The 19,157-nt window shown below is 52.1% G+C and carries 14 protein-coding genes; 9 read left to right on the top strand and 5 right to left on the bottom strand.

Translation table 11 applies throughout. The annotated features are described in order from the left end of the window. Nucleotides 1-18 precede the first annotated feature (18 nt). The 4 genes from SK35_RS12595 to fdnG all read right to left on the bottom strand — a co-directional run bounded on the left by SK35_RS12595 (nucleotide 19) and on the right by fdnG (nucleotide 5,345). Nucleotides 19-621 carry an inorganic diphosphatase gene (locus SK35_RS12595; RefSeq protein ID WP_003833020.1) on the bottom strand — a complete coding sequence of 201 codons (603 nt, stop codon included), beginning with the start codon at nucleotides 619-621 and terminating at the stop codon, nucleotides 19-21. A gap of 129 nt (nucleotides 622-750) precedes the next feature. After that, complete coding sequence (gene fdnI / locus SK35_RS12590) at nucleotides 751-1,407, bottom strand: formate dehydrogenase-N subunit gamma (RefSeq protein ID WP_003020054.1); 657 nt, start codon at nucleotides 1,405-1,407, stop codon at nucleotides 751-753. Continuing rightward, on the bottom strand, nucleotides 1,400-2,284 hold the full coding sequence (gene fdnH, locus SK35_RS12585; RefSeq protein ID WP_003833024.1) for a formate dehydrogenase N subunit beta: 885 nt from the start codon (nucleotides 2,282-2,284) through the stop codon (nucleotides 1,400-1,402). The genes fdnI and fdnH overlap by 8 nt, the downstream gene beginning before the upstream one ends. Nucleotides 2,285-2,297: 13 nt before the next feature. Then, nucleotides 2,298-5,345 (bottom strand): formate dehydrogenase-N subunit alpha, encoded by a 3,048-nt coding sequence (fdnG, locus tag SK35_RS12580; protein ID WP_095533095.1) that lies wholly within the window; start codon nucleotides 5,343-5,345, stop codon nucleotides 2,298-2,300. 288 nt (nucleotides 5,346-5,633) lie between these two features. Here fdnG and yddG point away from each other — a divergent pair, with 288 nt between their 5' ends. The 3 genes from yddG to SK35_RS12565 all read left to right on the top strand — a co-directional run bounded on the left by yddG (nucleotide 5,634) and on the right by SK35_RS12565 (nucleotide 8,586). Continuing rightward, nucleotides 5,634-6,515 (top strand): aromatic amino acid efflux DMT transporter YddG, encoded by an 882-nt coding sequence (gene yddG, locus SK35_RS12575; protein WP_048214181.1) that lies wholly within the window; start codon nucleotides 5,634-5,636, stop codon nucleotides 6,513-6,515. Between the two features lie 461 nt (nucleotides 6,516-6,976). Continuing rightward, nucleotides 6,977-8,062 (top strand): porin OmpD, encoded by a 1,086-nt coding sequence (ompD, locus tag SK35_RS12570; protein WP_048214180.1) that lies wholly within the window; start codon nucleotides 6,977-6,979, stop codon nucleotides 8,060-8,062. Between the two features lie 143 nt (nucleotides 8,063-8,205). Next, on the top strand, nucleotides 8,206-8,586 hold the full coding sequence (locus SK35_RS12565; protein ID WP_088732456.1) for a GFA family protein: 381 nt from the start codon (nucleotides 8,206-8,208) through the stop codon (nucleotides 8,584-8,586). Between the two features lie 3 nt (nucleotides 8,587-8,589). Here the strand turns inward: SK35_RS12565 and SK35_RS12560 are convergent, their stop codons facing one another. Then, on the bottom strand, nucleotides 8,590-10,074 hold the full coding sequence (locus tag SK35_RS12560; RefSeq protein WP_048214179.1) for an MFS transporter: 1,485 nt from the start codon (nucleotides 10,072-10,074) through the stop codon (nucleotides 8,590-8,592). 117 nt (nucleotides 10,075-10,191) lie between these two features. Here SK35_RS12560 and SK35_RS12555 point away from each other — a divergent pair, with 117 nt between their 5' ends. The 6 genes from SK35_RS12555 to narI all read left to right on the top strand — a co-directional run bounded on the left by SK35_RS12555 (nucleotide 10,192) and on the right by narI (nucleotide 19,118). Next, nucleotides 10,192-10,770: a TetR family transcriptional regulator gene (locus SK35_RS12555; protein ID WP_048214178.1), complete on the top strand. Its 579-nt coding sequence runs from the start codon at nucleotides 10,192-10,194 to the stop codon at nucleotides 10,768-10,770. Nucleotides 10,771-10,982: 212 nt separating this feature from the next. Further along, the gene (locus SK35_RS12550) at nucleotides 10,983-12,368 is read left to right on the top strand and encodes a NarK family nitrate/nitrite MFS transporter (RefSeq protein ID WP_008784805.1); all 1,386 of its coding nucleotides are present in this window, start codon (nucleotides 10,983-10,985) and stop codon (nucleotides 12,366-12,368) included. Between the two features lie 96 nt (nucleotides 12,369-12,464). Continuing rightward, complete coding sequence (locus SK35_RS12545) at nucleotides 12,465-16,205, top strand: nitrate reductase subunit alpha (protein ID WP_048214177.1); 3,741 nt, start codon at nucleotides 12,465-12,467, stop codon at nucleotides 16,203-16,205. Then, entirely contained in the window at nucleotides 16,202-17,746 is a 1,545-nt protein-coding gene (narH, locus tag SK35_RS12540; RefSeq protein ID WP_008784807.1) for a nitrate reductase subunit beta, read from the top strand. Before SK35_RS12545 ends, narH begins: the two co-directional genes overlap by 4 nt. Beyond that, the gene (narW, locus tag SK35_RS12535; protein WP_048214176.1) at nucleotides 17,746-18,441 is read left to right on the top strand and encodes a nitrate reductase molybdenum cofactor assembly chaperone; all 696 of its coding nucleotides are present in this window, start codon (nucleotides 17,746-17,748) and stop codon (nucleotides 18,439-18,441) included. Before narH ends, narW begins: the two co-directional genes overlap by 1 nt. Continuing rightward, entirely contained in the window at nucleotides 18,438-19,118 is a 681-nt protein-coding gene (gene narI, locus SK35_RS12530; protein WP_003833047.1) for a respiratory nitrate reductase subunit gamma, read from the top strand. Before narW ends, narI begins: the two co-directional genes overlap by 4 nt. Nucleotides 19,119-19,157: the final 39 nt, after the last annotated feature.

The following is a 19,157-nucleotide window of genomic DNA, read 5'->3' as shown; positions in this document are numbered from 1 at the left end:
TGTCATCCGGCATACCATTTATTGCTGAGGTTTTTTCTCTTTCCAGGCATCCCAGGCCTGTTTGATCTCTTGCTTTGCCGTAGCGGCGTCATTGAAACCGTTTAATTCGACCTTCTTGCGCCCTTCCGGCAGATCTTTGTACACGCGGAAGAAAGATTCCAGACGTTGAACTTCAATCTTGGGCAGATCGCTTAACTCTTTGATGTCGTCATAAGTGGGGTCAATTTTACTGGCCGGAACGGCGACAATTTTGTCGTCCTTTTCACCGCCGTCGATCATCTTCAGTACGCCAATAGCGCGCAGCTTAATCAACGTTCCCGGAGCAAGCGGCGCACGGGTATAAAAAATGACGTCCAGCGGGTCACCGTCACCGGCTAAAGACTGGGTGAGTGAACCGTAGTTGGCGGGATAGGCAACCGGCATTGACTGGAAGCGATCGGCAACGATAAAACCGGTTTTGGCGTCGGTTTCATATTTAATCATTCCACCTGCCGGAATTTCGGTTACGGCATAAAACTCTTCCGGGTTGTTCTCCGGCTGAGGAAATTCGAGGATGTTCTGCGCCTGAGCTGAAGCACAAAGAAACACGCTGACTGCGAGTAATTTTTTCACCAGATGCATTGTCTTTTAACTCTTCTATTATCGGAAAGACAACACCTTACGTTCAGCAGATGACAGAAACATGACGTTTTTTTGGCAAAAAAATGGCGCTACCGATGTAGCGCCATTGCGTAGAGGGAACATCAGAGATTAGTTAACCCCTTCCTCGCTCTCTTTTTTCGCTTCTTGTCTTTCAACTTCGCGATACCAACGTGGGTGATGTTTCTTCGCCCAGCGACGGCTCACTTTCCCTTCAACCATGCCTTTAATCGATCCTTTCACCCAGAATGCCATATACATATGGATGAGGATGGCGTGCATCAGAATAATCCCCGCCGCCGCATGGATCAGCAGGCTATAGCGCACGACCTGCATCGGGAAGAACTGCGCAAAGTACGGACGCCAGATAATGATACCGGTAATCAGCAGCACGAAAATCATGCTCATAATCGACCAGAACATCATTTTCTGCCCGGCGTTGTATTTGCCCACATCTGCCACTTTGTGTTCATTGCCTTTCAGTACTTCCACAATGTTTTTCAGCCACGGAATATCTTTCTTATCCGGGATGTTGTGGTGCACAAAGCGTACAAACATGAACATCAGCGCCACGAAGATCAGTATGCCGAAGAACGGGTGCAAAATGCGTCCCATCTGCGGCGTACCGAAGGTTTGCGTCAGCCATTGCAGAGTCGGGAAGAAAAATGAAATCCCCGACAGCGCTACCAGGAAGAAGCAGATCACCACCGTCCAGTGACAGGCGCGGTCGATAAACTTCGTGCGCACAATCATTTTCGACTTACTCATGATGATCCTCCTCGTCGTCGTCCACTTCCTTATTCGGACCAATACCAATGTAGTGGTAAATCAGTCCGGCGAAGGTGGCGATAAATCCGGCAGCGGCCAGCGGCTTCAGCGCCCCTTTCCACAGATTGATAGAGGTATCTATCTGCGGGTCTTTTGGCAGACCGTGATACAGTTCAGGCTGGTTGGCATGATGCAGAACGTACATGACGTGCGTGCCGCCCACACCTTCCGGGTTGTAGAGACCGGCATGTTCAAAACCGCGAGCTTTCAGTTTTGCCACACGCTGTTCGCCCATTTCCAGCATTTCCTGCTTGGTGCCGAAATGTATTGCCCCGGTCGGACACGTTTTCACGCAGGCAGGTTCCTGCCCGACGCTGACGCGGTCCACACACAGCGTACATTTATACACCCGGTTATCCTCTTTATTGAGGCGCGGAATATTAAATGGACACCCGGCAATACAGTAGCCGCAGCCAATGCAGTGCTCTGACTGGAAATCGACAATCCCGTTGGCGTACTGGATGATGGCCCCGGCAGACGGGCACGCCTTCAGGCAGCCCGGATCTTCACAGTGCATACAGCCGTCTTTACGAATCAACCACTCCAGCTTGCCGTTCTGTTCGGTTTCGGTAAATCGCATCACCGTCCAGGACTTGGCGCTGAGATCGGCGGGGTTGTCATAAACCCCGACGCAGTGGCCAACTTCATCGCGGATATCGTTCCACTCTGAGCATGCCACCTGACAGGCCTTACAGCCTATACAGGTGGAAACGTCGATCAGCTTCGCGACTTCTGCTTTGTAATCACGGGCCTGAGGCGGCGGCGTGATGGAGTTTGTTGCGGACCGTTTGATGATGTCCTGCGTTTCCATAGACATATGTTCGCCTCCCTTACGCCTTCTCGATGTTAACTAAAAACGCTTTGTATTCCGGCGTTTGCGAGTTTGCATCACCGACATTCGGCGTCAGGGTGTTGGCGATAAAGCCTTTACGCGCGACTCCTTCAAAGCCCCAGTGGATTGGGATCCCAACCGTTTCTACCTGCTGACCGTTGACGTTCAGGGTACGCAGACGACGAGTGACCACGGCAACTGCGCGAATAAATCCACGTTTGCTGCTGACTTTCACGTGATCGCCGTTGTTGATCCCCTTCGCTGCCGCCAGCGTTTCGCTGATTTCAACAAACTGCTCTGGCTGGGCAATCGCATTCAACAATGCGTGCTTGGTCCAGGTATGGAAATGTTCGGTCAGACGATAGGTCGTCCCGACGTACGGGAAGTCCTGTTTCGTGCCCATACGGAGTTTATCCGCTTCGTACAGACGCGCTGCCGGGTTGGAGATCACATTCGGGTGCAGCGGGTTAGTGCCCAGCGGCGTTTCCATCGGCTCGTAGTGTTCCGGGAACGGACCTTCCGCCATCTTATCGATAGCAAACAGACGCCCCAGCCCTTCCGGCTGCATGATAAACGGATTGGTGCCACTGCCCGGTGCCGCGGTATTGAAGTCCGGGATATCGTTCCCCGTCCACTTCGTACCGTTCCACTGGATAAGCATGCGTTTTGGATCCCACGGTTTACCCTGCGGATCCGCCGAAGCGCGGTTATACAGCACGCGACGGTTTAGCGGCCATGCCCAGGCCCAGCCCAGCGTATTCCCGAGACCTGACGGGTCGGCGTTATCGCGATTGGCCATCTGGTTGCCCTGCTCGGTCCAGCTACCGGTATAAATCCAGCAGGATGATGACGTAGAACCATCATCGCGCAGCAGCGCAAAGCTGTTGAGCAACTGACCTTTCTTCGCAACCAGCACGCCGTTGGCATCATAGAGATCTTCCAGCGCATAGCCGTTGTTCTCTTTCGCCACTTCTTCGGAGTGCGGTTCGTCCGGCTGCTTATAGTTCCAGCTCATTTTCAGAACGGGTTCTACAGCTTTACCGCCTTCAGTGCGATACATGTCGCGCAGACGGTGGTAAATACCGGCAAGGATCTCGCCGTCGTTGCGTGCTTCTCCAGGGGCATCCTGACCTTTCCAGTGCCACTGCAGCCAGCGGCCGGAGTTGGCGATGGAACCGTCTTCTTCTGCAAAGCAGGTAGAAGGCAAACGGAAGACTTCGGTCTGAATCGACGCCGGATCAACGTCGTTTGATTCACCGTGGTTCTGCCAGAACGTTGAAGTTTCGGTCACCAGCGGATCGATAACCACCAGATACTTCAGTTTGCTGAGGCTCTGCACCACTTTGTTTTTGTCCGGGAAGGACGCAACAGGGTTAAAGCCCTGACAGATGTAGCCGGTGACTTTCCCGCTATCCATCATGTTGAAGTATTTAATGACGTCGTAGGACTGATCCCACTTCGGCAGCCACTCAAAGCCCCAGTCATTTTCTTTCTGCGCTGCATTGCCGTAGAAAGATTTCATCAGGCTGACGAAGAACTTCGGATAGTTGCCCCAGTAGTTAACCTGATCGGCCAATGTCGCTTTTGGCGTGTTTGCGGCCAGATAGGTTTGCAGGTCTGTCTGTTTCTCTGACGGCAGCGTCAGGTAGCCCGGCAGGCTGGTAGAGAGCAGACCTAAGTCGGTTAGCCCTTGAATGTTGGAGTGACCGCGCAAGGCGTTGACACCGCCACCTGCCATCCCCATGTTGCCGAGCAGCAACTGGATCATCGCCATGGTGCGGATGTTCTGTGCCCCGACGGTATGCTGAGTCCAACCCAGCGCGTACAGGAACGTGGTGGTGCGATCGGCTGCACTGGTGGAAGCCAGCACTTCGCAGACTTTCAGGAAGTCTTCTTTCGGCGTACCACAAATGTTTTCCACCACATCCGGCGTGTAGCGGGAAACGTGCTGTTTTAGCAGGTTCCAGACACAGCGAGGATGGCTTAACGTTTCATCGCGTTTCGCGTAGCCGTTTTCATCGAACTGGTAGTTCCAGGACGATTTATCGTATTGGCGTTTTTTCGCGTCATACCCGCTGAACAGACCGTCTTCAAAAGCATAGTCATCCCGCACCAGCAGGCTGGCATTGGTGTAATGCTTAACGTATTCAGCGTTAATTTTGTTGTTTTCAATCAGGTACAGCAAGACGCCGGACAGGAACGTAATGTCCGTGCCGGAACGAATTGGCGCATAGATATCCGCCACCGAAGCTGTACGTGTAAAACGAGGGTCAACAACAATCAGCGTGGCATCATTGTTGTTTTTGGCTTCCATCGCCCAGCGGAATCCCACTGGATGTGCTTCAGCGGCGTTACCGCCCATCACCATCACGACGTTAGCGTTTTTAATATCAACCCAGTGGTTGGTCATCGCACCGCGACCAAATGTTGGAGCAAGACTTGCTACCGTTGGTCCGTGTCAGACGCGCGCCTGGTTGTCTACTGCCAGCATGCCGAGTGAGCGCACAAATTTTTGCGTCAGCATACCGGTTTCATTACTTGCCGCAGATGCACACAGCATCCCGGTTGAAAGCCAGCGGTTTACCGTTACGCCCTGCTCATTCTTCTCAATAAAGTTGGCGTCACGGTCAGTTTTCATCAGCTTCGCGATACGGGTGAATGCTTCATCCCAGCTGATACGCTGCCATTTGTCGGAACCTGGTGCACGGTATTCCGGGTAACGCAGACGGTTTTCACTGTGCACGTAATCCAGTAATCCTGCGCCCTTAGGGCATAATGCCCCACGGCTCACCGGATGATCCGGATCCCCTTCAATATGGTAAATCGACTCTTTGGCGTTTTTTGCTCCATCTCCCAGGCTATACATTAATAGCCCGCAACCTACGGAACAGTATGTGCAGGTGTTTCGGATCTCTTTGGCGCGTAACAGCTTATAGTTTCGCGCCTGAGCCAGTGCCATTTTGGGTGCAAAACCCAGAGCAGCTACTGTTGTTCCCGCCATACCGCCCGCGCAGATTTTAAAAAATTGTCTGCGGCTGACGTCCATTGCTTTCCTCTTTTTTGCAGGGATTCGTACAGGACATCTCTCAAATCGCGCCAGCGCGGCATAATTGAAAGATGACATGTACAACTTCGCGACGAAACTATCAGCTATATCCATATTTTTTTTGCGTCAAATCAATAACGAAACGGTTCCGCTACTAAATAGTGCACTTTGTTTAACCTTTGTACCCATAAGGGGGTAGGTGAAAGGTAATTAGTTAGCGCGCTACGGTGTAAAAGTGCTATAAATTTCAGCTTGAATTTTTGCCAGCACCATGGACAGACAATCAGAATGACAAAACAAAAAGCGACGTTAATTGGGCTCATTGCCATCGTGCTCTGGAGCACGATGGTCGGGCTAATGCGTGGGGTAAGTGAAGGACTGGGTCCTGCGGGTGGCGCAGCAATGATTTTTTCGTTAAGTGGCCTGTTGCTGATTTTTACCGTTGGCTTTCCGAATATCAGAAAAATTCCTGTGCGTTATTTAATCGCGGGTAGCGTGCTTTTTGTTACCTATGAAATATGTTTAGCGCTGGCTCTCGGTTATGCGGCTACTCGTCACCAGGCTATTGAAGTCGGTATGGTCAATTATCTCTGGCCGAGTCTGACAATATTGTTTGCTATTTTATTTAATGGTCAAAAAACAACCTGGCTGGTAATCCCTGGATTAATTATCGCATTGACCGGGGTTTGTTGGGTATTGGGTGGCGAAAATGGCCTTAATCCTGGTGAAATTATAAACAACGTTGCCAGCAGCCCGCTGAGCTATTTCCTCGCCTTTCTTGGCGCATTTATCTGGGCAACGTATTGCACGGTGACCAATAAATACGCAAAAGGCTTTAACGGTATTACCGTATTTGTTTTACTAACGGCTGCAAGTTTGTGGGTTTACTATTTTATGACTCCGCAACCAGAAATGAATTTCAGCACTTCGGTGACTATTAAAATGTTCTCAGCGGCATTAACGTTAGGATTTGCCTATGCGGCGTGGAATATTGGCATTTTGCATGGCAACGTGACCATCATGGCCGTAGGTTCCTATTTTACCCCAGTGCTATCCTCCGCTCTGGCTGCTGTGTTACTCAGCGCCCCGTTGTCGCTGTCTTTCTGGCAGGGTGCATTGATGGTTTGTGCGGGTTCGTTACTTTGCTGGTTGGCAACACGCCGCGCCTGAAAAAAAATCCGGGTTTTATCGCGCAAATCTAAAACCCGGCTACACTGTAATCAAATTAATGAATAATAAATGTTCATTCCACTTGTGGTTTATGTTTATTTTTGTTTAATTTAATGTTAAATAATTGGTGATTAATTAACTCCCGAAAATATTGCATGCTTATCTATATTCCTCAGTATGTATATATTATACCTGCGTGACTAACGCCATTTAAACCATAGACGGCACAATAGTCCCCTACGTAAATATACCCATTCAGATTTGTCACATATAAAGATTAATACAATCAGCTATATTATGTAGATCTGGATCACACAAATTCAAATATTTCGCAATATTATGAAACTTATTATTGAACTTATACCACTGCGTCATTTAAAAATAGTTTGCCATTGACGAACCCCTTCGTTTAGCAATGGTTTAGGAAACACACCAAGAAAAAATTATAAGGATTATTTAGAATGAAACTTAAATTAGTTGCAGTGGCAGTGACTAGCCTGTTGGCGGCAGGTGCGGTAAACGCAGCTGAGGTATATAACAAAGACGCAAACAAACTGGATATCTACGGTAAAGTTCACGCTCAGCATTACTTCTCTGACGACAACGGCAGCGATGGCGACAAAACCTACGCGCGTCTGGGCTTCAAAGGCGAAACTCAGATCAATGACCAGCTGGTTGGTTTTGGTCAGTGGGAATATGAATTCAAAGGTAACCGTACTGAATCCACCGGTGGTTCCAACAGCGACAAAACTCGTCTGGCATTCGCTGGTCTGAAATTCGCTGAATACGGTTCTTTCGACTACGGTCGTAACTACGGCGTAGCATACGACATCGGCGCATGGACCGACGTCCTGCCTGAGTTCGGTGGTGATACCTGGACCCAGACTGACGTATTCATGACTGGCCGTACTACTGGCGTTGCAACCTACCGTAACACCGACTTCTTCGGTCTGGTTGAAGGTCTGAACTTTGCTGCTCAGTACCAGGGCAAAAATGACCGTGACAACCTGAAAGAAGCTAACGGTGACGGCTTCGGTCTGTCTACTACTTATGAATATGAAGGCTTCGGCGTAGGTGCTACCTATGCGAAATCTGACCGTACCGACAAACAGTCTGTAGGTAACGGCGGTTTCATGGCTTCCGGTAAAAACGCTGAAGTATGGGCTGCTGGTCTGAAATATGATGCGAACAACATCTACCTGGCAACCACCTACTCCGAAACCCGCAACATGACCACCTATGGTGGCTCCGGTGTTACTGGTATTGCAGATAAAGCGCAGAACTTTGAAGCTGTTGCTCAGTACCAGTTCGACTTCGGTCTGCGTCCGTCCATCGCTTACCTGAAATCCAAAGGTAAAGACATCAACGGTTACGGCGACCAGGATCTGGTTGAATACGTAGACCTGGGTGCTACCTACTACTTCAACAAAAACATGTCCACCTTCGTTGATTACAAAATCAACCTGCTGGATGACAACAACTTCACCAATGCAGCGAAAGTGTCAACTGACAACATCGTAGCTGTTGGTCTGAACTACCAGTTCTAATTTTGTTGTAGTCTGAATACAAAGCCAGTCCTTCAAGGGCTGGCTTTTTCTCTTAATGTAGACTCGGTCATAAGGAGTATGCCGTGCAGACATTCACTGGTCGTTGTCTTTGCGGACAGAGTCATTTTACCGTTGACGTCGAAATGCTGGATGTCTATGCCTGCCACTGTACGCTGTGTCAGAAATGGTCAGGCGGCATCGCCATGTATCTGGAAGCCAGCGCTCACCCGCTGATGTCGCCAGAATCGGCAGAACCTTCGCACTTTCCTTCTTCAAACCGTGGTGAACGGTTCTTCTGTTCCGGCTGCGGATGCCCACTGTGGTTTACGTTGACGGACAGCGATCGCTACTTTATTCCGTGGACACTTCTGGAACTTAATGAGGTAGATCGCCGCCGCCTGATATTAGCGGCAGAGATCTATACGGAAACACAGCCTGCGTTCTGGAGACTGACGGGGCAATACGCTCGACTCAGTGGGAAAGAAGTCGAAGAGATGGATTACCCCTGTCATTTAGCTCACTAGTTATTAACGTTGTACCTTTGCCAGACTGAACCACATTCCTATCGCTAATATGATAAGCATGCTGCCGGCGCTGCTTAAGGCCACGCTATGTGACCAGGTAAACGCTTCTCTGGCAGCCGTCAGCAATGCCTCACTCAGTGACGACGGGAGCGAGTGCGCCAGTTGTACCGCCTCCCCCATTGACGATGAGGCACGTTCTACTTCCTGCGGATTCAGTCCGGCTGGCGGCAGAATCGATGCAGAAAAGCTACGGCTCAGCAGTAAGCCAAAGATAGCGATCCCAAGTCCTGCCCCCAGTTCATAAGCCATTGTCTCGATGGCGCCAGCGGCCGCGGCTTTTTCCGCCGGCGCTGCTGCCATGATAGCCGCCGTTGAAGCCAGGAGCGCACTGGCGGCGCTGAAACCGAGCAAAGCCATCAAAATCCAGGCTTGTACCTGTTGGCTACTGAAATCCGTCATCGCCAGGCCGTAAAAACTGACGGCGCTCAGTGCCATGCCCGCCGTTGCCACACAACGTAATCCAAGGCGTGAAACCAACATACCGGCAATCGGTCCGCTGAAACCACTTGCCAGCATCACAGGCAGCATGAACAATCCAGCCTGATATGGTGTTAAACCGTGAACAAACTGTAGTTCCTGAGCCATCAGCAACTCAAAACCCACCAGCGTTATCATCGCGGTCATCGCCATCACTACACCGCTCAAGATAATGCGATGCGTGAACAGACGCATATCAATCATCGGGCGAGCTGCCGCAAGCTGGATACGGACAAACTGCCACAACAGTAAAGCGCCGGTTAACAGCGTCAGGGCGATGGCAACGGTCGCCGTATGCCCTTTCAGCGCAGTTTTAGCGCTGTAAACCAACAGCAGAATGGCAACAATCAGCATTATCGCATGACCAAAATTTAACGATTGATCGCGACGTCCGGCCTGGCGTGGCACTAAGCGTGCGGTTAAGGCCATTACCACCAGGACAATTGGCACATTAATTAAGAATACGGACCCCCAGTAGAAGTGCTCCAGCAGCATCCCGCCAACCAATGGGCCAAACGCCGCACCGCCGGAACCGACCGCTGCCCAGACGCCGAGCGCCATATTTCGATGCCGTTGCTCAGAGAACGTGGCGCGAATACCCGCCAGCGTTGCCGGAACAATCATCGCCGCGCCAATCGCCAATACCGCCCGGGTGGCAATCAGCCAGCTTGCGCTATGAGCAAAAGCGGCCGCCAGCGATGCGAGACCAAATAATCCACCGCCTAACAGCAGCAGACGTTTAAAGCCGATGCGATCGCCCAGCGCACCCATTGGCAATACCATACCGGCCATTACCAGGGAATAAATATCAATGATCCACAGCAGCTCGTTGCCACTGGCACCCAGCGTCATACTCAGCGTGGGCGCGGCAACGTGCAGCACCGTTGCATCAATCGCAACAGGGATGTAGACCAGCACAATAATGACTAACGTTAACCACTGACGAAACATAAAACTCCCTAACGAAACCAAAACTGGACACATGTCCAGCTTTAGCGATCCTACGGAAAATTGAACATATGTCCAACTTTTTGTTAGACTGCGATCTATACGGGTACAGGAGGAATGATGAGCTATCTAAATCGGGATGAACGTCGGGAAGTGATTCTGCAAGCAGCAATGCATGTCGCACTTGAAGAAGGATTTTCCGCCATGACGGTTCGACGCATTGCTGCAGAAGCTCACGTCGCGACGGGCCAGGTACATCACCATTTCGCCTCTGCCGGCGAACTCAAATCCCAGGCATTTGTGCGCCTTATCCGCACTCTACTTGATGCCGAACTGGTCAGCGAAGACGCCAGTTTCCGTGAGCGACTGCATGCGATGCTAGGCAGTGAAGATGGTGGTCTGGAACCCTATATTAAGCTATGGCGTGAAGCACAGGTTGTTGCGGGTAAAGATCCGGAAATTAAAAGCGCCTACCTGTTGACCATGCGAATGTGGCACGAAGAAACCGCCAACATCATTACACAAGGACAGAAAGCCGGTGAGTTCTCATCCGCGCCTGATGCCGCCGACGTCGCATGGCGCTTAATCGCATTAGTCTGCGGCCTGGATGGTATGTACATATTAGGTATTGAGGAAATGGCCGATCCTGCATTCGATCGTCATCTTGATCGTATGATAACGCAGGAGTTATTTATTTGATGTAATAGATGGATTAACAATGCATCTTTTATGTTTACAATTAGTAACACTTAAGCAACGTGTAATTCTCCCATCACGCCGCGTTATTGCGCTTTTTTATCTATTCTTTCAGTCAATATTCCTAAAACTTTTCAATAGTTTCTAAAAAGAAGCCGCGCGGCGCTGCATGCGTTTATTTCTTTTTCATGAACGGCATGTGCATGGAGAATAATATGTCATCATCAAATGAGAAAAATAATCGTTATCTTTTAACGGACTGGAAACCAGAGAACCCCGGCTTTTGGGAAAATAAAGGTAAGCACATTGCGCGCAGAAACCTCTGGATATCAGTGAGTTGCCTGCTTCTTGCGTTTTGCGTTTGGATGCTGTTCAGTGCCGTAGCCGTCAATCTGAATAAAATTGGTTTTAATTTCACCACCGACCAACTGTTTTTATTAACGGCATTGCCATCTCTTTCTGGTGCAATATTACGCGTACCCTACTCCTTTATGGTACCTATATTTGGTGGTCGTCGCTGGACCATTTTTAGCACGATTATTCTGGTTATTCCCTGCGTCTGGCTCGGATTTGCCGTGCAAAATACCGCTACTCCGTTTGGAGTATTTATAATCATTGCGCTGATGTGCGGATTTGCAGGCGCTAACTTTGCCTCCAGCATGGGCAATATCAGCTTTTTCTTCCCCAAAGCGAAGCAAGGCAGCGCGTTAGGCGTTAACGGTGGTCTCGGCAACCTCGGCGTCAGCGTGATGCAGTTGATCGCGCCACTGGTGATCTTTCTGCCCATATTTACCTTTTTGGGCGTACAGGGCGTACCGCAAGCTGACGGCTCGTTATTGTCGCTGGCCAATGCAGCATGGATATGGGTGCCGTTACTGCTGATAGCCACCGTGGCAGCGGGCATGGGAATGAACGACATTGCCAGCTCGAAGGCTTCAATTGCCTCCCAGTTACCTGTACTTAAACGTTTTCACCTGTGGTTATTAAGTCTGCTGTATCTCGCCACCTTCGGTTCATTTATCGGTTTTTCGGCAGGCTTTGCCATGCTGGCGAAAACCCAGTTCCCCGACGTGAATATCCTGCAACTGGCGTTCTTCGGCCCCTTCATCGGCGCGCTTGCACGATCGGCGGGTGGTGTTATCTCTGACAAGTTTGGTGGTGTGCGTGTCACCCTAATTAACTTCATCTTTATGGCACTGTTCAGCGCCCTGCTGTTTCTCACTTTGCCCGGCTCGGGCGAAGGTAGCTTTATCGCGTTTTACCTGGTGTTTATGGGCTTGTTCCTGACCGCGGGTCTGGGCAGCGGTTCAACCTTCCAGATGATTGCGGTGATCTTTCGCAAAATCACAATTTATCGGGTGAAGCTGCATGGTGGTACTGAAGAACAGGCTCAGCGGGAAGCGGTAACCGATACTGCAGCCGCTCTGGGGTTTATCTCCGCCATTGGCGCTGTGGGGGGCTTCTTCATTCCTAAAGCGTTTGGCTCATCGCTGGCATTGACCGGCTCGCCAGTAGGCGCAATGAAAATATTCCTCGTGTTTTACATCGTCTGCGTGCTGGTGACCTGGTTGGTCTATGGCCGTAAATCACAAAAAAAATAACAAAATGGATACCGCAGGATCGGACATTTAGGTTGGCCGGATTAGGCCTGGAGTTCGATTCACCGTCGGCAATATTATCGAAGCAGGAGTTATGTCATGAGTAAACTGTTAGACCGCTTTCGCTACTTTAAACAAAAGGGCGATACGTTTGCCGAGGGGCACGGGCAAGTGATGCACACCAACCGGGACTGGGAAGACAGCTATCGTCAGCGCTGGCAGTTCGACAAAATTGTGCGTTCTACCCACGGCGTTAACTGTACCGGCTCATGCAGCTGGAAGATCTACGTTAAAAACGGGCTGGTGACCTGGGAAACGCAGCAAACCGACTACCCGCGTACTCGTCCTGACCTGCCAAATCATGAGCCCCGTGGCTGTCCACGCGGCGCCAGCTACTCGTGGTATCTCTATAGCGCTAACCGCCTGAAATATCCGCTGGTGCGTAAACGCTTAATCGAATTGTGGCGCGACGCCCTCTCCCGCCAGCCCGATCCGGTGCTGGCCTGGGAATCCATTATGAACGACCCGCAAAAATGCCAAAGCTACAAGCAGGTACGCGGGCGCGGTGGGTTTATCCGTTCCAACTGGAAAGAGCTTAATCAGCTGATTGCTGCTGCCAACGTCTGGACGGTGAAAACCTACGGCCCGGATCGCGTGGTCGGCTTCTCCCCGATCCCTGCGATGTCGATGGTTTCCTATGCCGCCGGCACACGCTATCTCTCGCTAATTGGCGGAACCTGTCTGAGTTTCTATGACTGGTACTGCGACTTACCGCCCGCGTCACCGATGACCTGGGGCGAGCAGACCGACGTTCCTGAATCCGCCGACTGGTATAACTCCAGCTATATCATCGCCTGGGGCTCTAACGTGCCGCAGACCCGTACCCCGGATGCGCACTTTTTCACAGAAGTACGCTACAAAGGCACCAAGACGATTGCCATTACGCCGGATTACTCGGAAGTCGCTAAACTGTGCGATCAGTGGCTGGCACCCAAACAAGGGACAGACAGCGCGCTGGCAATGGCGATGGGCCACGTCATCCTGAAAGAGTTCCACCTCGACAATCCCAGCGATTATTTCCTCAATTACTGTCGTCGCTATACCGACATGCCGATGCTGGTTTTACTGGATGCCCGCGAAGATGGCAGCTACGTGCCTGGACGCATGATGCGTGCTTCAGACCTTGTCGATGGTCTGGGCGAAAGCAACAATCCAGAGTGGAAAACGGTAGCCTTTAACAGCGCTGGCGAACTGGTTGTCCCGAACGGATCTATCGGTTTTCGCTGGGGGGAAAAAGGCAAATGGAACCTGGAACCACTGGCGGCTGGCGCTGAAACTGAACTTTCTCTTTCGCTGCTTGGTCAGCATGATGAAGTGACCGGCGTGGCATTCCCCTATTTTGGCGGCAACGAAAACCCACATTTTCGCAGTGTAAAACAAGAACCGGTGCTGATCCGTCAACTGCCGGTAAAACATCTTACCCTCGCTGACGGTAGCCGTTGCCCGGTGGTGAGCGTCTATGATCTGGTGCTGGCGAATTATGGCCTCGATCGTGGTCTGGATGACGTTCATAGCGCGCAAGATTACAGCGAAGTGAAAGCCTACACCCCGGCCTGGGGCGAGCAAATTACCGGGGTGCCACGCCGTCATATCGAACAGATCGCCCGTGAGTTTGCTGATACTGCGCACAAAACGCATGGCCGTTCGATGATCATTCTCGGGGCTGGCGTCAACCACTGGTATCACATGGATATGAACTACCGTGGGATGATTAATATCCTGGTGTTCTGTGGTTGTGTGGGACAAAGCGGCGGCGGCTGGGCGCACTATGTGGGTCAGGAGAAATTACGACCGCAAACCGGTTGGTTGCCGCTGGCCTTTGCGCTGGACTGGAACCGACCACCGCGTCAGATGAACAGCACTTCGTTTTTCTATAACCACTCCAGCCAGTGGCGTTATGAAAAACTCACCGCGCAGGAACTCCTCTCTCCGCTGGCCGACGCGTCGAAGTTTAGCGGACATTTGATTGACTTTAACGTACGTGCAGAAAGGATGGGCTGGCTGCCGTCTGCACCGCAGCTTAACCTCAACCCTTTGACCGTTAAAGCAAAAGCCGAACAAGCAGGGCTATCTCCTGCGCAATACACCGCACAGGCGCTGAAGTCAGGTGATATTCGTTTTGCCTGCGAACAGCCAGATAACGGCCACAACCATCCGCGCAACCTCTTCGTCTGGCGCTCTAACCTGCTCGGCTCCTCCGGTAAAGGGCATGAATACATGCTCAAATATTTGCTGGGTACCGAAAGCGGGATCCAGGGGGAAGCGCTCGGTTCAAGCGAGGGTATTAAACCTGAAGAGGTTGAATGGCAGGCCGCGGCGATAGAGGGCAAGCTCGATCTGCTGGTCACGCTCGATTTCCGTATGTCCAGCACCTGTTTGTTCTCCGATATCGTTCTGCCAACCGCGACCTGGTATGAAAAAGACGATATGAACACCTCGGATATGCATCCGTTTATTCACCCGTTGTCTGCGGCGGTCGACCCGGCATGGGAATCGAAGAGCGACTGGGAAATTTATAAAGGCATCGCCAAAGTATTTTCTGAGGTTTGCGTCGGACACCTTGGACAAGAAACGGATGTGGTGTTGCAACCACTGCAACACGACTCTCCGGCAGAGCTGGCGCAGCCGTTTGACATTCAGGACTGGCGCAAAGGCGAATGCGATCTCCTCCCGGGCAAAACGGCACCGAATATCGCCGTTGTGGAGCGTGACTACCCCGCCACCTACGAACGCTTTACTTCACTTGGCCCGCTCATGGACAAACTCGGTAACGGCGGGAAAGGCATTGCGTGGAATACCCAGGCGGAAGTCGATTTCCTCGGCAAGCTGAACTACACCAAGCGCGAAGGCCCGGCAAAAGGCCGACCGCTGATTGACACCGCGCTGGATGCCTCTGAGGTGATCCTCGCCCTGGCACCGGAAACAAACGGTCAGGTGGCGGTGAAAGCCTGGGAAGCGCTGGGGGCGATGACCGGACGCGACCATACGCATCTGGCGTTGAACAAAGAAGACGAGAAGATCCGTTTTCGCGATATCCAGGCGCAGCCGCGCAAAATCATCTCCAGCCCCACCTGGTCCGGGTTGGAAAGTGAACATGTTTCCTATAACGCAGGCTATACCAACGTCCACGAGCTGATCCCATGGCGTACCCTGTCCGGTCGCCAGCAGCTGTATCAGGATCATGCGTGGATGCGAGCGTTTGGTGAAAGTCTGGTGGCGTATCGTCCACCTATCGATACCCGCAGCGTCAGTGAAATGCGCGAGGTTCCGCCTAACGGCTTCCCGGAAAAAGCGCTCAACTTCCTGACGCCGCACCAGAAATGGGGGATCCATTCCACCTATAGCGAAAACCTGCTGATGCTGACGCTGTCGCGCGGCGGACCGATTGTCTGGATCAGTGAAACCGATGCCAAAGAGCTGGGCATTGAGGATAACGACTGGATTGAAGCCTTCAACGCCAACGGTGCGCTCACCGCGCGTGCAGTGGTGAGTCAACGCGTGCCACCGGGAATGACCATGATGTATCACGCTCAGGAGCGAATCATGAATATCCCTGGCTCAGAGGTGACCGGGATGCGCGGCGGGATCCATAACTCGGTGACCCGCGTCTGCCCGAAACCCACGCACATGATAGGTGGCTATGCGCAGCTGGCATACAGCTTCAACTATTACGGTACGGTCGGCTCTAACCGCGATGAGTTCATCATGATTAGAAAAATGAAAAATATTAACTGGCTGGATGATGAAGGTCGCGATCAGGTACAGGAGGCGAAAAAATGAAAATACGCTCACAGGTAGGCATGGTTCTTAATCTGGATAAGTGCATCGGCTGCCACACCTGCTCCGTCACCTGTAAAAACGTCTGGACCGGGCGTGAAGGGATGGAATATGCGTGGTTTAACAACGTCGAGACTAAACCGGGGATTGGCTATCCAAAGAACTGGGAAGATCAGGAAGAGTGGCAAGGCGGCTGGGTTCGCGATGTTAACGGCAAGATAAGACCGCGTCTGGGCGGTAAGATGGGCGTCATCACCAAAATTTTCGCCAACCCGGTGATCCCGCAAATCGATGATTACTATGAGCCGTTTACCTACGATTATCAGCATCTGCATAGCGCGCCGGAAAGCAAGAATCAGCCCACCGCGCGTCCGCGTTCGCTGATCGATGGTAAGCGGATGGACAAGATTATCTGGGGTCCAAACTGGGAAGAACTGCTTGGCGGCGAATTTTCAAAACGTGCCCGCGACCGTAACTTCGAGAAGATGCAGAAGGAGATGTACGGTCAGTTCGAAAACACTTTCATGATGTATTTACCGCGACTTTGTGAACACTGCCTGAACCCAAGCTGTGTCGCCACCTGCCCAAGCGGTGCTATCTATAAGCGTGAAGAAGACGGCATTGTGCTGATCGACCAGGACAAATGTCGCGGCTGGCGCTTGTGCATCAGCGGCTGTCCGTACAAAAAAATCTACTTTAACTGGAAGAGCGGTAAGTCAGAGAAGTGCATTTTCTGCTATCCGCGTATTGAGTCCGGCCAGCCGACGGTATGTTCGGAAACCTGCGTTGGACGTATCCGTTATCTCGGCGTATTGCTGTACGACGCCGACCGCATCGAAGAAGCGGCCAGCACCGAGCATGAAACCGATCTCTATGAGCGTCAGTGCGATGTGTTCCTCAATCCGCACGATCCGGCGGTCATTGAAGAGGCGTTAAAACAAGGTATTCCGCACAACGTCATCGAAGCGGCCCAACGTTCGCCAGTCTACAAAATGGCGATGGACTGGAAGCTAGCGCTGCCGCTGCACCCGGAATATCGCACCCTGCCGATGGTCTGGTATGTACCGCCATTGTCACCGATTCAGTCGGTCGCCGACGCGGGCGGACTGCCGCACAATGGCAACATTTTGCCTGCGGTTGAGTCGCTGCGAATTCCGGTTCAGTACCTCGCCAACATGCTCAGTGCGGGTGATACCGGTCCGGTGCTGCGCGCGCTGAAACGTATGATGGCCATGCGCCACTATATGCGTGCGCAAACAGTGGAAGGCGTGACGGACACCCGCGCGATTGAGGAAGTAGGTTTGACCGTTGAGCAGGTTGAAGAGATGTATCGCTATCTGGCCATCGCCAACTATGAGGACCGCTTTGTGATCCCGACCAGCCACCGTGAAATGGCGCGTGATGCCTTCCCGGAGAAAAACGGCTGCGGATTTACCTTCGGTGACGGCTGCCATGGCTCAGATACCAAATTCAACCTCTTTAACAGTAGCCGTATCGATGCTATCGACATCACCGAAGTGCGCGATAAAGCGGAGGGTGAATAATGCAAATCCTGAAGGTTATCGGCCTGCTGATGGAATATCCCGACGAGCTGCTGTGGGAGTATAAAGACGACGCGCTGGCGCTTGTGGCCAGCGATGCCCCCATGCTTACCGAATTTAGCCAGGGATTGCTCAATGCGCCACTGCTGGATAAACAAGCGGAATGGTGCGAAATCTTTGACCGGGGCCGGGCCACCTCTCTGCTGCTGTTTGAGCACGTGCACGCCGAGTCCCGTGACCGGGGTCAGGCGATGGTTGATCTGCTGGCGCAGTATGAAAAGGTCGGGCTACAGCTCGACTGCCGCGAACTACCGGATCACCTGCCGTTGTATCTGGAGTATTTGAGCGTGTTGCCGGAGGACCAGGCCAAAGAAGGACTGCAGAACGTTGCACCGATTCTGGCTCTGTTGGGCGGGCGCTTAAAACAGCGCGATACGCCGTGGTATCAACTGTTTGACGCACTGCTGCTGCTTGCCGGAAGCCCTCTTTCAAGTGACAGTGTCACTAAGCAGGTTGGTGCTGAAACCCGCGATGATACCCGTCAGGCGCTGGATGCGGTGTGGGAAGAGGAACAGGTGAAGTTTATCGAGGATAACGCCACCGCCTGCGACAGTTCACCGTTACAAAACTATCAACGACGCTTTAGCCAGGACGTTGCGCCGCAGTATGTCGACGTCAGCGCGGGAGGCCCGAAATGATACAGTACCTGAACGTCTTTTTTTACGATATCTACCCGTACCTGTGCGGTACGGTATTTATCCTCGGCAGTTGGCTACGCTATGACTACGGGCAATACACCTGGCGCGCCTCTTCCAGCCAGATGCTGGACAAACGCGGCATGGTGCTGTGGTCAAACCTGTTCCACATCGGCATTCTGGGGATCTTTTTCGGTCACCTGTTCGGCATGCTAACGCCGCACTGGATGTATGCCTGGTTCCTGCCGATTGCGGTGAAACAACAGATGGCGATGATTGCCGGTGGGCTTTGTGGCGTACTGACGCTGGTTGGTGGCGCAGGTTTGCTGGTGAGGCGTCTGACCAACCCGCGCATTCGTGCAACGTCTTCCACCGCTGATATTCTGATCCTTTGCGTTCTGCTGATTCAGTGTATCCTCGGCTTAACCACCATCCCGTTCTCCGCACAGCATCCTGACGGCAGTGAAATGCTGAAACTGGTTGGTTGGGCGCAGTCAGTGGTGACCTTCCAGGGCGGTGCATCTGCACATCTGGATGGCGTGGCGTTGATTTTCCGTGTGCACCTGGTTCTGGGGATGACTATCTTCCTGCTATTCCCGTTCACCCGTCTGGTCCACGTATGGAGTGCGCCGTTTGAGTACTTCACTCGCCGCTATCAGATAGTGCGTTCCCGCCGATAATTGAACTCTGATGCCCGGTAGCGCTTGCGCTTACCGGGC

Source organism: Citrobacter sp. MGH105 (assembly GCF_001037485.2).
GTDB lineage: Bacteria > Pseudomonadota > Gammaproteobacteria > Enterobacterales > Enterobacteriaceae > Citrobacter > Citrobacter portucalensis.
This window is presented reverse-complemented; position numbering and strand designations above follow the sequence as displayed.

Excerpts from the sequence above, each read along its gene's own strand:
- yddG (WP_048214181.1), top strand. The coding sequence starts at position 5,634 with ATGACAAAACAAAAAGCGACGTTAATTGGGCTCATTGCCATCGTGCTC.
- SK35_RS12565 (WP_088732456.1), top strand. The coding sequence starts at position 8,206 with ATGCTGGATGTCTATGCCTGCCACTGTACGCTGTGTCAGAAATGGTCA.
- SK35_RS12560 (WP_048214179.1), bottom strand. The coding sequence starts at position 10,074 with ATGTTTCGTCAGTGGTTAACGTTAGTCATTATTGTGCTGGTCTACATC.
- fdnH (WP_003833024.1), bottom strand. The coding sequence starts at position 2,284 with ATGTCTATGGAAACGCAGGACATCATCAAACGGTCCGCAACAAACTCC.
- fdnI (WP_003020054.1), bottom strand. The coding sequence starts at position 1,407 with ATGAGTAAGTCGAAAATGATTGTGCGCACGAAGTTTATCGACCGCGCC.
- SK35_RS12550 (WP_008784805.1), top strand. The coding sequence starts at position 10,983 with ATGTCATCATCAAATGAGAAAAATAATCGTTATCTTTTAACGGACTGG.
- SK35_RS12595 (WP_003833020.1), bottom strand. The coding sequence starts at position 621 with ATGCATCTGGTGAAAAAATTACTCGCAGTCAGCGTGTTTCTTTGTGCT.
- narW (WP_048214176.1), top strand. The coding sequence starts at position 17,746 with ATGCAAATCCTGAAGGTTATCGGCCTGCTGATGGAATATCCCGACGAG.
- SK35_RS12555 (WP_048214178.1), top strand. The coding sequence starts at position 10,192 with ATGAGCTATCTAAATCGGGATGAACGTCGGGAAGTGATTCTGCAAGCA.
- narH (WP_008784807.1), top strand. The coding sequence starts at position 16,202 with ATGAAAATACGCTCACAGGTAGGCATGGTTCTTAATCTGGATAAGTGC.
- narI (WP_003833047.1), top strand. The coding sequence starts at position 18,438 with ATGATACAGTACCTGAACGTCTTTTTTTACGATATCTACCCGTACCTG.
- ompD (WP_048214180.1), top strand. The coding sequence starts at position 6,977 with ATGAAACTTAAATTAGTTGCAGTGGCAGTGACTAGCCTGTTGGCGGCA.
- SK35_RS12545 (WP_048214177.1), top strand. The coding sequence starts at position 12,465 with ATGAGTAAACTGTTAGACCGCTTTCGCTACTTTAAACAAAAGGGCGAT.